This window comes from Actinoplanes sp. NPDC051859, assembly GCF_044452725.1.
GTDB lineage: Bacteria > Actinomycetota > Actinomycetes > Mycobacteriales > Micromonosporaceae > Actinoplanes.
The window spans coordinates 594,930-608,319 of sequence record NZ_JBITBX010000001.1; the positions used below are offsets into that span (position 1 = coordinate 594,930).

Here is a 13,390-nt window from a genome sequence, read left to right on the forward strand (position 1 = left end):
TCATTCACATCTGTCAATATTGTTTCCTAATGATGACAGGTCGGGGTTGTCCACAGCCCCGTTCGTCGCCGCCGCTCCGGCGTGGAAGGCTTACTTCCGACATCCAGCGGAGGAGGATCGGGCCATGGGCATGGTCAAGGTGGTGGGTCTGGTCCTGCACCCGCGGCGGGACTGCGGTGCCGCCATCGACGCGATCGTGCGGTGGGCGCAAACCCGCGACGTGACCGTCCTCGGGCTGCACGACGAGATCACCCGGATCGACTGCGCCGCGGTGGCCGTCTCCGACCGGGAGATGGTCGAGCGCGCCGGGCTGCTGGTCAGCCTCGGCGGCGACGGCACGATGCTGCGCACCATGCGGCTGGTCGAGGGCCGCAAGACACCCGTGCTCGGCGTCAATGTCGGCCGCCTCGGCTTCCTCGCCGAGGTCGACCTGCCCGACCTGCCCGACGCGCTTTCCATGATCGATGAGCACCGGTTCACCGTCGAGCCGCGCACCGCCGTGCGCACCGTCCTGCCCGATGGCCGCGAGGTTTCCGCCTTCAACGACATCGCCCTGGTCCGGGTCCCCGGCGACGGCCTCGCCCACATCGGCATCGACGTCGAAGGCAGCAACTTCGTGCGGTATGCCGCCGACGCGGTGATCGTGGCGACGCCGACCGGCTCCACCGCGTACAGCTTCTCGGCGGGCGGGCCGATCGTCTCGCCCAACGTGGCCGGCATCCTGGTCGGCGCCTCGGCGGCCCACTCCTCGTTCAACCGCTCGCTGGTGCTCTCGCCCGACGAGCAGCTCGCCCTCGACGTGGCGGCCACCAGCGGCCGGCTCGCCATCGAGGTCGACGGCATCATTCAGGGCTACGCGGGCCCCGGCGACCGGCTCAGCATCATTCCGGTGCCGGCAGCGGCACAAGTCATCCGCTTCGGCCGCACTTCCTTCTACGAACGTGCCCGGCGCAAGCTGCGGGTCGAAGGCAGCGCCCAGGTGGGCGGCGGTGACCCCGGTGACGCGGTCGTCGTCGACAGCTTCGAGCAGTCCCGCTACGAAGTGCTGCTCGGCGGCGAACTGGCGGGCGTCCTCAACTACCGCCGGCACGGCACGCGTCTCGAGCTCACCCACACCGAGATCGACCAGGCCTTCGAGGGGCGGGGCCTGGCGAAGCGGCTCGCCGCTGCCGCCCTCGACGATGCCCGCCGCCGCGCCACCCCCGTGCTCGCCAGCTGCCCGTTCGTCGCCGGCTACGTGGCGCGGCACCCCGAGTTCTCCGACCTGCTCGCCCCGGAAGGAACACCGTCATGACCGCTCCCGTCTGCTCCCACCTCGACCAGGCGACCGACGTCACCCCGTCCGGCGCCGGCTGCGTCGAGTGCCTGGCCGCCGGCGGCCGCTGGGTGCACCTGCGCGTCTGTATGACCTGTGGGCACGTCGGCTGCTGTGACTCGTCGCCCGGCAAACACGCGACCGCGCACTACCACGCGGAGGACCACCCGCTCGTGCAGTCGTACGAGCCGGGGGAGGACTGGTGGTGGTGCTACGCGGACGAGACGGTGCTCAAGGTCGCCGGCGCGCCCACCCTGACCTACGGCTGAGGGAACACTCATGGGCCATCCCGCCATCCTGACCGTCGACGACGACTCGTCGGTGTCCCGGGCCATCGCCCGCGACCTGCGCCGTCGTTACGGCGAGCACTACCGGATCATCCGGGCCGCCTCAGCCGCCGACGCCCTGGACGCGCTGCGCGACATCAAGCTGCGTGGCGGCCGCGTCGCCGTCCTGCTCGCCGACTACCGGATGCCACAGATGAACGGCATCGAGTTCCTCGAACAAGCCATGGACCTGTTCCCCCACGCCCGCCGGGCGCTGCTCACCGCCTACGCGGACACCGACGCCGCCATCCAGGCCATCAACGTGGTGGACGTCGACCACTACCTGCTCAAGCCCTGGGACCCACCCGAGGAAAAGCTCTACCCGGTCATCGACGCGCTGCTCGAATCGTGGCGGGCCACCGGCGACCGCGAGACCGAGGACATCCGGGTCGTCGGGCACCGGTGGAGCGAGCCGTCGTACCAGATCCGGGACTTCCTGGCGCGCAACCTCGTGCCGTACCGCTGGCTTGGCGCGGACGACCCGGAAGGCCGTCGCCTGCTCGACGCTGCGGGGGTAGGCCCGGAAGCCATTCCGCTGGTGGTCACCGCCGACGGTCGGGCGCTGACCCAGCCGGGCGCGCAGGAGCTAGCCGAGGCCGTCGGGCTGTCCACCGCCCCCGATCGGGACTTCTACGACCTGATCATCGTCGGCGGCGGGCCCGCCGGGCTCGGCGCCGCGGTGTACGGCGCGTCCGAAGGCCTCAAGACGCTGCTGGTGGAGCGGCGGGCGGTCGGCGGCCAGGCCGGGCAGAGCTCGCGCATCGAGAACTACCTCGGTTTCCCGGACGGCATCTCCGGCGCCCAGCTCACCGACCGGGCCCGGCGGCAGGCCGGCAAGTTCGACGCCGAGGTGTTGACCACCCGCGAGGTGACCGGGCTGCGGGCGGACGGCTCGGCCCGCACCTTGACCTTCGCGGACGGTGGCGAGGTGTCGTCGCACGCGGTGGTGCTCGCCACCGGCGTCGCGTACCGTCCGCTGGCTGCCGAAGGGGTCGCCGAGCTGACCGGCTCCGGCGTCTACTACGGCTCGGCGGCGACCGAGGGACCATCCTGCGCGGGCAGCGACGTCTACATCATCGGCGGCGCGAACTCCGCCGGTCAGGCCGCACTGTTCTTCGCCCGGTACGCCCGCAGCGTCACACTGCTGGTCCGCGGCGACTCGCTCGAAGCATCCATGTCCTACTACCTCATCCAGCAGCTACACCGGATCGACACCATTCACGTGCGGACCCGGTGCGAGGTGGTCGGCGCCCGCGGCGACGGTCGTCTCGAAGCCATCACCATCTGTGACAGCAAGAACGGCCAGACCACCAGCGTCGAATGCGGCTACCTGTTCGTCTTCATCGGCGCTGAACCGCGCACGGACTGGCTCGGCGACACCGTCCGGCGAGACGAGCGAGGTTTCGTCTGCACCGGCCCGGATCTGCTGCGGGATGGCGGCCGCCCACCGGGATGGAATCGGGACCGCGATCCGTTCTACCTGGAGTGCAGCGTTCCCGGCATCTTCGCCGCCGGCGACGTCCGGGCCAGCTCGGTGAAACGGGTGGCCTCGGCGGTCGGCGAGGGCGCGATGGCCGTCACGCTGGTCCACCGCTATCTGGAGGCGCAGTGATGGCCGACCTCGAAGCCGAAGAGATTCAGCTGCAGCCCTGCGAGCCGGGCAAGCTCGCCGCCGCAGAGCTTCGCACCCTGTTCCTTTTCGAGAAGCTGACCGACGAGCAACTCACCTGGATCGCCGACCACGGCTGCACCATGCACGCCCCGGCCGGTTCCCTGGTGCTGCGCGAAGGCGACCCCGCCGAGAAATTCTTCATCCTGCTGAGCGGCACCATCTCCCTGTTTCGTCGGGTCGGCCAGGACGACGTCCAGACCTCGCGGACGGAACAGCGCGGCGTCTACATGGGCGCCACCCAGGCCTACATCCGCGACGACGGTGTCCCGCGGACGTACATGGCCTCGATGCGTGCCCTCGATGACACCGACTTCTTCGTCCTGTCGGCGGCCGACTTCGGCGCTCTGATGCGCGAGTGGTTCCCGATGGCGATCCATTTGCTCGAAGGCCTCTACCTCGGCATGCGCAGCACTCAGGCGGCCATCGGTGAGCGTCAGCGGCTCACCGCGCTCGGCGCGCTGTCGGCGGGCCTGATGCACGAGCTCAACAATCCCGCCGCCGCCGCGTCCCGGGCCACCGGCGCCCTGCGCATGCGAGTCGCCGGCATGCGGCACAAGCTGGGCATGCTGGCCGCGGGCAAGGTCGCCGCGGACCGGCTCGACGCGCTGGTCGAGCTGCAGGAAGAGGTCATCGAGAAGGCCGCCAAGGCACCCACCCTGACCGCCATGCAGACGGCGGACCGGGAGGACGAGCTCGGCGACTGGATGGCGGATCGGAACGTCACCCACGCCTGGGACCTCGCCCCGGTCTTCGCCCAGGGTGGCCTCGACACCCGCTGCCTCGACGACATCGAAGCCAAGGTCGGCTCGCCCGAGCTGCTGGACCAGGCCATCCACTGGATCGGCTACGCCCTCGAGACCGAGCAGCTGATGAGCGACATCGAGGACGCCACCGGCCGGGTCTCCCACCTGGTCACCGCGGCCAAACAGTATTCCCAGCTCGACCGCGCCGCCCACCAGTGGATCGACGTCCACACCGGCCTCGACAGCACCCTCGTCATGCTCTCTCACAAGATCGGCGACGGGGTCACGGTCGTCAAGGACTACGACCGCGACCTTCCGCAGGTCCCGGCGCACCCCGCCGAGCTCAACCAGGTCTGGACCAACATCATCGACAATGCGGTCCAGGCCATGTCCGGCGCCGGCACCCTTACCATCCGCACCACTGGCGCCGACGAACACGTCGTGGTCTCCATCGGCGACACCGGCCCCGGCGTCCCCGAAGAACTCCGCAAACGCGTCTTCGAACCCTTCTTCACCACCAAGCCCGTCGGCGAAGGCACCGGCCTCGGCCTCGACATCTCCTACCGCATCATCGTCAACGGCCACGGCGGCGACATCCAGCTCGAATCCCGGCCGGGCGACACCCGCTTCCTGGTCCGCCTGCCCCTCACCGAGCCATCGTCGCAATAGTCGGGCCTTGCGGGCGGGCGCGATCGACTCTGGGTGCGGGGTTTCCGAGGGCATTCGCGTTCGGAGTCCCGACGAACAGCCCGAGTTGTGGTGTAGCTCACCGCCGGTTCAGCCCAGGCGGCTGAACCGGCGGCGCGATGGCCCGTGGCCGAGGTTCAGAACAGCGCTTCATGGACCGTGTGCCGGGAAATGGGCTGATGCCTGATTTCGCGGACGACCCGTCCGGTAGTCGCAGAGATGTCAAGCGGGCCAACAGCTCGTCTTTTTCCCACATTGGCGGCTAATCAAGATCGATTTCTGCTTTGGCGGACCGGGAGGTGCCAGACGGTGCCGAATGCGGCTGATCCAAAGCTGGTCGACGATCGTATGTGAGCTATTCCCGGCTCTCCGTAACGTCTCCGGCGCCCGCGTTCGGGCTCGACTGGAGATGGCTGAGGCAATGCACGCTGAAATCGGTTCGTCGCGCGTCTTTCTCGTTCTGTGGCCCTGGGTCCGGCGCGCCGTCTTGTTCGTGACGACGGTCTTTCTCGTCACCTCGGTGCCGTTCACGCAGCACGCTCAAGCAGCGCCGAAGCCGGTGGTGCCAGGTGCCGAAGCGGACCGGTCGATCGCGGTCGACGAGGTAGGGGCACGAGCCAAGCAGGTGTCGCAGTCGCAGACCGATCTCTGGGAGCCGTCCGGGACGACTTGGCCGGCTCCCGGCAAGGCCGAGGTGACGGTCTCAGGTGCCAAGCGGGTCGCGGTGCCGGGCCAGCCGATCCGGATCGGCGCGTCCTCGGCCGTGCCGCCGACGGCATCAGCATCTGCCGCGGATGCACGTCGTTCCGCGGCGGCGGCGGGTCTGGCTGACACCGCTGTCGGTCAGGTGAGTTCCGAGGTGCTGAGCCGAGGCAAGGCGGCCGCTGCTGGTGTGACCGGGTTGATGATGCGGCTGTCCGGCTCGGCGGCGGCGAAAGCCAGCGCTCCGGTGTCGGTGGAGGTCGACTACTCGTCGCTGAAGCAGGCGTTCGGCGGTGACTGGGCGCGGCGTACGCAGCTCGTCCAGCTGCCGGCCTGCTCGGCGGACACGCCGGAGAAGGCGCAGTGCCAGACGGCGACCCCGGTCGCGGCGAAGAACGACATGAAGGCCGCGACGCTGACCGCGGACACCACGGTGGCGCCCGCCCGGACCGGTCAGGCCACGGTGCTTGCCGTGACCGCGGCGGCGACGAGTGTCGACACCGGCACGTTCGCGAAGAGCAGCCTCGCCCAGTCGGCGTCGTGGTCGGCCGGTCAGCAGTCCGGCGACTTCACCTGGTCGTACCCGATGCAGGTGCCGCCCGCGCCGGGCGAACTCGAGCCGGACCTGGCACTGAACTACAACTCGGGTGCGGTCGACGGTCGTACGAACGGTGAGAACACGCAGCCGTCGTGGATCGGTGAGGGCTGGAACTTCGAGCCCGGTTTCATCGAGCGTCAGTTCCGGGCGTGCCGCGACGACGTGACCGGGGCGACCACCGCGCAGTACACCAACGCCACCAGCGATCTGTGCTTCCGGGACCAGAATGCGGTGCTCTCGTGGCGCGGTCAGACCACCGAGTTGATCCTCGACGATGCGACGGGCCGCTGGCGGCTCGCCGACGACGACGGTTCGTACCTCCAGTTGGTGACGGGCGGCCTCGGCACCGGGCACCACAACAATGAGCACTGGAAGCTGACCACCCCGGACGGAACCCAGTTCTGGTTCGGCAAGAGCCGGCTGCCGGGCTGGCAGACCGGTCAGCCGGTCACCAACTCGGCGTGGGGTGTGCCGGTGTTCGCCAATCGGACCGGCGAACCGTGTTACAAGACCGGTGGATTCGCCGGGTCGTGGTGCTCGATGACGTGGCGGTGGAACCTCGACTACGTCGTGGACCCGAACGGCAACTCCATGTCGTACTGGTACCAGAAGGAGTCCAGCAAGACGAAGCTCGCCGCTTCGACGGCCACCGGGAACTACGACCGCGGCGGCTGGCTGGAGCGCATCGAGTACGGCTCCCGGGCCGGTAGCGAGACGACGGCCAAGGCGCCGATGAAGGTGGACTTCACCACCGCCGACCGGTGCATGACCACCTGCTGGAACGGCACCACGCCGACCGCGGTGAACTGGCCTGACACCCCGTGGGACCTGCAGTGCAGCGCGGCGCCGTGCAACAACAACGCTTCGCCGTCGTTCTGGACCGCCAAGCGCCTGTCGAAGGTCACCACGTCGGTGCTGTCCGGCTCCACGTACGCGCCGGTGGACGAGTGGGCGTTCACGCACAGCTTCCCGGCCACGGGCGACACGACCGACCCGTCGTTGTGGCTGGCGACGATCACCCGTACCGGTAAGACCGGCGGCAGCCAGGCGTTGCCGAAGGTCGACTTCGGTGGCACCCGCAACGCCAACCGCACCGACTTCAACACCGCCAAGGCGGTGCCGCAGACGAACAAGTACCGGATCACCCGGATCACCTCGGAGACCGGCGGCGAGTTGCAGATCGCCTACGAGGGTTCGGACTGCACCGTCACCTCGCAGGCGAACCCGGACAACAACTCGAAGCGGTGTTTCCCGCAGTACTACGCCCCGCCCGGCTCACCGGCCGGCTGGTCGTGGTGGAACAAGTACCGGGTCGCCAGCGTCACCGAACGCGACCTCGTCGGCGGTTCCCCGAACGTCGTGCACACCTACGGATACAGCACCGCCAGCTCCTCCTCGAGCGTGCTGTGGCACCACAACGACAACGACAAGTGGGCGTCATCGCTGCCCTTCCGGACCTGGTCCGACTGGCGCGGCTACTCGAACGTCACCGTGACCGACGGCGCGACCGGCGGCACCCAGAGCAAGAGTGAGTACCGGTACTTCCGGGGCATGAACGCCGACCGCACCGATGCCGGGGAGACAGCGCGGACGGCCTCGATCACCGACTCGCACGGTTCCGTCTGGACCGACGCGGAGTTCCGGTCCGGCCATCTACTCGAGCAGCTGGACTACGACACCAACGGCACCACGCCGCTCTACAAGTACCGCTTCCAGCCGTGGAACAGTCAGACCGGTCAGCGCGTCGAAGCCGCGGCACACCTCGCCCCGGCCACCGCACGGTCGTACTTCAGGGCGACCTCCCGCGAGGAGACCTTCGAGTACCTGCCCACCTCGGGCACCTGGCGCGAGCGGGAGATCGAGTACACCCTCGACCCGACATACGGCCAGGTCACCAAGGAGATCGACCGCGGGCTGATCGACTCGCCGGACGACGACGTGTGCACCACCACCACGTACGCCCGCAACACCAACGCCGCCGCGTGGCTGCTCGACTTCCCCGCGGAGGAGCTGATCACCAACTGCGCCGCCACCCCGGGTCCCGCCGATGTCCTGGGCGGCGAGCGCACCTACTACGACGGCTCCACCACGCTGGGCGCGGCGCCGACGCGGGGGCTGGACACCCGCACCGACGACCTGGCCTCCTACAGCGGCAGCACCGCGAACTGGGTCACCGCCGGCAGTGCCACCTATGACGCCTACGGCCGCGCCCTGACCGAGACCGACGGGCTGAACCGCATCACCAAGACCGAATACATTCCGGCCAGCGGCGGCCCGGTCACCGGGGAGAAGGAAACCAACCCGGCCGGGCACGTCACCACCACCAGCCTGGACGTCCGCGGGCTGGCCACGGCCGAGACCGATGCGAACAACAAGACCACCAACGCCGCGTACGACCCGCTCGGCCGCCTGACCAAGCTGTGGCTGCCCGGCCGTACGACGGCCCAGACTCCGCACACCCAGTACGACTACGTCGTCAACGGCACCACCGCGCCCAGCCACACCCGGACCCGCGAGCTCGGCCCGAACGGCAACCAGATCGACTCCTACGACATCGTCGACGGACTCGGCCGGGACCGTCAGCAGCAGAGCACCGCACCCGACGGCAAGCGCGCCATCGCCGACGCCCGCTACGACTCCCGTGGTCTCGCCGTCGCCGAGACCACCTTCTACAACAACGCCTCCGGCCCCACCGGCACCCTCGTCTCCTTCGACGACGCCGCAGTGGACCTCCAGGAACGCACCACCTACGACGGCCTCGAACGCCCGACCGAGCAGGCCACCTGGGCGCGCAACGCCCGCAAGTGGGGCACCTTCATCTCGTACTTCGGCGACCGGGTCACCGTCACCCCGCCCACGGGCGGCACCAAGACCACCCGGCACATCGACGTGACCGGACAGGTCACCCAGGTCCAGCAGCACCGCGGACCCGGCAACCTGGTCCCGACCTACACGACGGCCTACACCTACGACCGGCTCGGCAACCTCACCAGGATCACCGACCCGGCCGGGAACAAGTGGACCCGCACCTACGACATGCTCGGCCGGATGACCGGGTCCAGCGACCCCGACGCCGGGACCACGACCTACGAGTACGACAACGCCGACCAGCTGACCACCAGCACGGACAGCCGGAGCGAGAAGCTGTGGCGCAAGTACGACGCGCTGGGCCGTATGACGGAACTGCGCGACGACACCGCGACCGGCGCGGTGCGGGCTTCGTGGACCTACGACAGCCTCGCCAAGGGCGAGATCACCGCCGCCGTCCGGCACGCGAACGGCAAGCAGTACACGCAGACCGTCAACGGTTACACCGACCTGTACGACCCGACCGGCACCTCTGTCACCATCCCCGCCGGGCACACCGGCATCAGCGGGACCTACACCACTGACTACACCTACCACGCGGACGGCTCGCCGGCCTCGATGAAGTACCCCGCTGTCGCGGACCTGCCGGCGGAGACGGTCACGCCGACCTACACCGCCGCCGGCGACCTCGCCACCCTCTCCGGCACGGACACCTACCTCGCTTCCGCCAGTTACGCCTGGCACGGCGGCGTCACCCAGCGCCTCCTCGGGGCCGGCGGTAAGCGCGTCAGTCTCACCGACAGCTATGACGAATCCACCCTGGAGCGGGTCAAGGCCCAGGTCTCGACCGAACGCACCGCGGCAGCCAACGTGTTCGACGAGAAGCTGACCGAGCTCTACTCGTTCGATCCGTCCGGCAACGTCACCGCCATCAACGAGGTCAACGAGACTGCCGGCAACACCACCATCAGCCAGCAGTGCTTCCGGGTGGACTATCTGCAGCGCCTCACCGAGGCATGGACCACCACCGCCAGTGCCTGCCAGACCGAACCGACGCAGGCCGTCGTCGGAGGCCCGGACGCCTACTGGCAGTCGTTCACCCACGACGACATCGGCAACCGCCTGACCGACACCAGCCACACCCCGGCTGGTGACACCGTCCGCGACTACACCACGCCGGCGGCCGGCGCTGCCCAGCCCCACACTCTGACGCGACGCCATACCCGCGGTGGCCCGGCCACCGACTACACCTACGACTCCGCCGGAAACTTGAAGACGCGCTCTGCCGGGACCGGCACCGACACTTTCACCTGGGACGCCGAAGGACTCCTGCAGAGCGTCGCCGCGGCGGCCGGCGGCACGCACTCCTATCTGTACGACGCCAACGGCACCCGACTCATCACCACCGGCCCGGCTGCGACCACCCTGGAACTGGGCCACAGCGAGGTTCGCGTAGACACCAGTGGGAAAGCCACAGGCACCCGCTTCTATGGCGATGCCGTCCGTACCTCGGGCGCCGGCCTGACGTGGGTCGTCGCCGATCACCACGGCACTGGGCAGCTCGCCATCGACGCCGGCACTCTCGCTAGCATCCGCCGCCGCACCACGCCGTTTGGCGAAGCCCGGGGCGCCGCCCCGATCTGGCCGGGCAACAAGGCCTTCGTCGGCGGCACCGCCGATCCCACCGGCCTGATCCACCTCGGCGCGCGCGAATACGACCCCGGCACCGGGCGCTTCATTTCCGTCGACCCGCTGGTCGCCCCGGGTGACCCGCAGACCCTGCACGGATACGCCTACGCCAACAACAACCCGATCAGCTTCTCCGACCCCACCGGACTCGCCTGGGACCCCAAGGGCGGCGGCGGAGGACCAGCTATCGCCGGCGGCGGCTCCATGCCCCGCATCGGTGGCATCGGCCGCGTCGGCAGGGGCGCCAAGCCGAAGCCGAAGCCGAAGCAGAAGAGCAACCAGAATGCAATCCGCAACGAACGCGAACGGTTGCAGAGCGAGAAGAAGTTCGGGCGCACTCGTCCCTCGGCAAAGTCCACTCCGGCGAGCGAGAAGAAATACGTCCGGCAGCACCCGGCCACTCAGAACAAGAGCAAGCCTTCCGGCTCCAAGGGCGGCAGCGGCTCCAAGGGCAACGGCTCGAAGGGCAGCGGCTCCAAGGGCAGCGGAAAGAAGGGGGGTGGCGGCAAGAAGAGTGGCGGCAGTAACAAGGGTGGCGGCAAGAAGAAGGGTGGCGGCAAGAAGCAGCCCAACTACAAGGCGGCCAAGCCTAAGGGCAAACCCAAGGCCGAAAAGCTACCCGACAATCCGCATGCGAAGGCTCTGCCCCGGAAGACCACCGAGAACACGCAGAAGCAACAGAAAAAGCAGACAGATGCCCTGGGTGATGAGCTGGACGACATGGGCACATCGGCCGGACAGGCTTTCGGTTACATCGCCCGTGCTTCGACCACGCGACCGACACCAGGGGGACACGTCACCAGTTTCGACGGCGGTAACGAACTCTTCATGGTCACCTGGCTCGTCCTGACGTTGATCCGGCGGATGGCAAAAGGGTTCAAGTAGTCTCAGGGGTACCTTCCAGTGGAGGCGTTAGTGGCAGCCTGTGATCCGTTCCAGTCCGTCGAAGCCGGTTGGCTCAGTGCCGCCTTGCGGGGTGACGAAGAGGAATGGCGTCGACTGCGGGAGATCGAGGACCCCGAGGGCGGTGGCTGGCTGGAGGTTCTGCCGGTCGCGATGGCGCTGGCGGCGGTACGGCGGTTCGGGCGGCACGATCTGCGTCTGATCACCGTATTCGTTCGCCGGTTCCTCGCCCGCGAAACACACCTCGAGTGGGATGCCGCCGATGTCGAAGCGGTGCTGCGTGGTGTGCTGGGGGAGGTGCCGCTCCTGACGTCGGTGGCATCCGGCCGAGCGATCGAGATCATGCATGCCTTGCTGTTCGCGCTCATCGACGAGCTAGGACTCGACGATGAGCAGGCCGACGAGCTGCTCCTCGCTGCCGAACGGCGGATAGCCGCCGACGACGCGGAGGTGCTTCCCGAGGGTCCGCCGGATCCACCGGTGCTGGACAAGGTGCTGCATCGAAGGGCGAGGCGGCCTTATCTCACCGACGACGATGCGACGGCCGTTCTTTCGCCGGACGGCGCCAACGGCTCCCCTGGTTTGCTGGGACGCCTGTTCGGCCGGGGCAGGCCGGCGAAGAGATCGCGGCGGGACGGTCGCGGCACCGGCGATGTCCGGCCGTCCACGGTGGCTGGGCGATTCATCAGCGCCACGATGCTCCGGCACGAGGAGGAACGGTTACGCCTCGTGAAGATCTTGCATGCGACGCGCTCGGACGACGTGACCCGGCTGACCAGAGCCGCCTTCGTTGCGGCGGTTCGGCATGAGTTCCGGCCCGACGCGCCGCTCCGGACGATCAGTGACCTGCCGGCCGGGATCCAGCGGGACATGCATCCCGAGCTGCATCTCATGCACACGGAATTCGCCATCCGCGCGGTGCTCGGTGAGGAGGTCCCCCTGCCGGAGCTGTCCATCTTCGACGAGATAGGAATGAAGACCTTGGTCCTGGCCGCTCTCGCGGACTGGTGGGACCGGGACGTCTCCACGGTGCATTCGGTGATCGTCGAAGCCGAAGCGCAGCTGGCCGGCTCGGACCGGCCGCTGGCGACCAGCGAGAGCTGAACCCGGTGGCGACGATGCCGGCGACGAGCGAAATTCTGCTGCTGCACCTGGCTCTGGTACTCGCGGCCCTGGTCCTGGTCGGGGCGGCCCGGTGGTGGATCTGCCGTGGTGCGAATGCTGACGGGGCGGCCCGGCCGATCGAGCTGGCCTACGTGCACGACGGCCCGCGCTTGGTGGTCTTCACCGGACTCGCCGCGCTGCGGCACCACGCGTTGATTCGGGTCGGCTCCCAGGGTCTCGTGGCGGTCCCGGGTGCTGTCCTCCCGGAGGGAGCCTCGCCGCTGCACACCGCACTCCTGGCCCTCATGAAACAGCCCCGCGAGGCTGCGGATCTGTTCAACGACGAGCTCCTGACCGCCCGCACGGACGCGGTCGGCGCGCGCCTGGTGCGCCGGGGCTGGATCCTGTCGGCGAAGCAGCAGAAGCGGATGACCTGGTGGGGCATGCCCGGTTGGGTCACCGCAGCCTGGTGCTTCGCGGCGTCCATGCTGACTCTGTCGTTGCACGCAGGCCCGGGTCGTTCGCTCCAGGTGCTGGCGTTGCTCGGACTGAGTGTCGTGGCCGCGGTAGCCACTTTCATGTTGATTGATGTCCCGGTGGTTACCCGGTCCGGCCGGGCCGTCCTGCGCCGGGCCCGCGCTGAGCTGGATGCCCGGCCGCCGGGAGCAGCCTCCTGGCCTACGCGGGTGGCCGCGCGAGGCGAGCCGGAGCTCTGGAGGCTGGACGAGGACTTCGCTCGCGAGTCCGGGGCCTTCTCCGGCGAACTCCCCCCTTTCCGCCCGACGAGGTCGAGGACCTTCATCAGCCGCGACTGGTGGGAGCGCATGGGCTGACCCCGGCGGT

At 68.9% G+C, this 13,390-nt stretch carries 7 protein-coding genes; all 7 read left to right on the forward strand.

All coding sequences use genetic code 11. The features are described from left to right. Positions 1–124: 124 nt before the first annotated feature. Positions 125–1,294, forward strand: a complete 1,170-nt coding sequence (locus tag ACIA1L_RS02760) for an NAD(+)/NADH kinase (protein WP_396070730.1) — start codon at positions 125–127, stop codon at positions 1,292–1,294. Then, on the forward strand, positions 1,291–1,584 hold the full coding sequence (locus tag ACIA1L_RS02765) for a UBP-type zinc finger domain-containing protein (RefSeq protein WP_396070732.1): 294 nt from the start codon (positions 1,291–1,293) through the stop codon (positions 1,582–1,584). The genes ACIA1L_RS02760 and ACIA1L_RS02765 overlap by 4 nt, the downstream gene beginning before the upstream one ends. 10 nt (positions 1,585–1,594) lie before the next feature. Beyond that, on the forward strand, positions 1,595–3,253 hold the full coding sequence (locus tag ACIA1L_RS02770; protein WP_396070734.1) for an FAD-dependent oxidoreductase: 1,659 nt from the start codon (positions 1,595–1,597) through the stop codon (positions 3,251–3,253). Continuing rightward, a complete protein-coding gene (locus tag ACIA1L_RS02775; protein WP_396070736.1) occupies positions 3,253–4,725 on the forward strand; it encodes an ATP-binding protein in 1,473 nt (490 codons plus the stop codon). Before ACIA1L_RS02770 ends, ACIA1L_RS02775 begins: the two co-directional genes overlap by 1 nt. Before the next feature lie 511 nt (positions 4,726–5,236). After that, entirely contained in the window at positions 5,237–11,425 is a 6,189-nt protein-coding gene (locus ACIA1L_RS02780; protein WP_396070738.1) for an RHS repeat domain-containing protein, read from the forward strand. Positions 11,426–11,455: 30 nt separating this feature from the next. Then, on the forward strand, positions 11,456–12,547 hold the full coding sequence (locus tag ACIA1L_RS02785) for a hypothetical protein (RefSeq protein ID WP_396070740.1): 1,092 nt from the start codon (positions 11,456–11,458) through the stop codon (positions 12,545–12,547). Positions 12,548–12,561: 14 nt separating this feature from the next. Further along, a complete protein-coding gene (locus ACIA1L_RS02790; RefSeq protein ID WP_396070999.1) occupies positions 12,562–13,380 on the forward strand; it encodes a TIGR04222 domain-containing membrane protein in 819 nt (272 codons plus the stop codon). Positions 13,381–13,390 lie beyond the last annotated feature (10 nt).

Coding starts and splice junctions, on each gene's coding strand:
- ACIA1L_RS02765 (WP_396070732.1), top strand. CDS start 1,291: ATGACCGCTCCCGTCTGCTCCCACCTCGACCAGGCGACCGACGTCACC.
- ACIA1L_RS02790 (WP_396070999.1), top strand. CDS start 12,562: ATGCCGGCGACGAGCGAAATTCTGCTGCTGCACCTGGCTCTGGTACTC.
- ACIA1L_RS02770 (WP_396070734.1), top strand. CDS start 1,595: ATGGGCCATCCCGCCATCCTGACCGTCGACGACGACTCGTCGGTGTCC.
- ACIA1L_RS02775 (WP_396070736.1), top strand. CDS start 3,253: ATGGCCGACCTCGAAGCCGAAGAGATTCAGCTGCAGCCCTGCGAGCCG.
- ACIA1L_RS02760 (WP_396070730.1), top strand. CDS start 125: ATGGGCATGGTCAAGGTGGTGGGTCTGGTCCTGCACCCGCGGCGGGAC.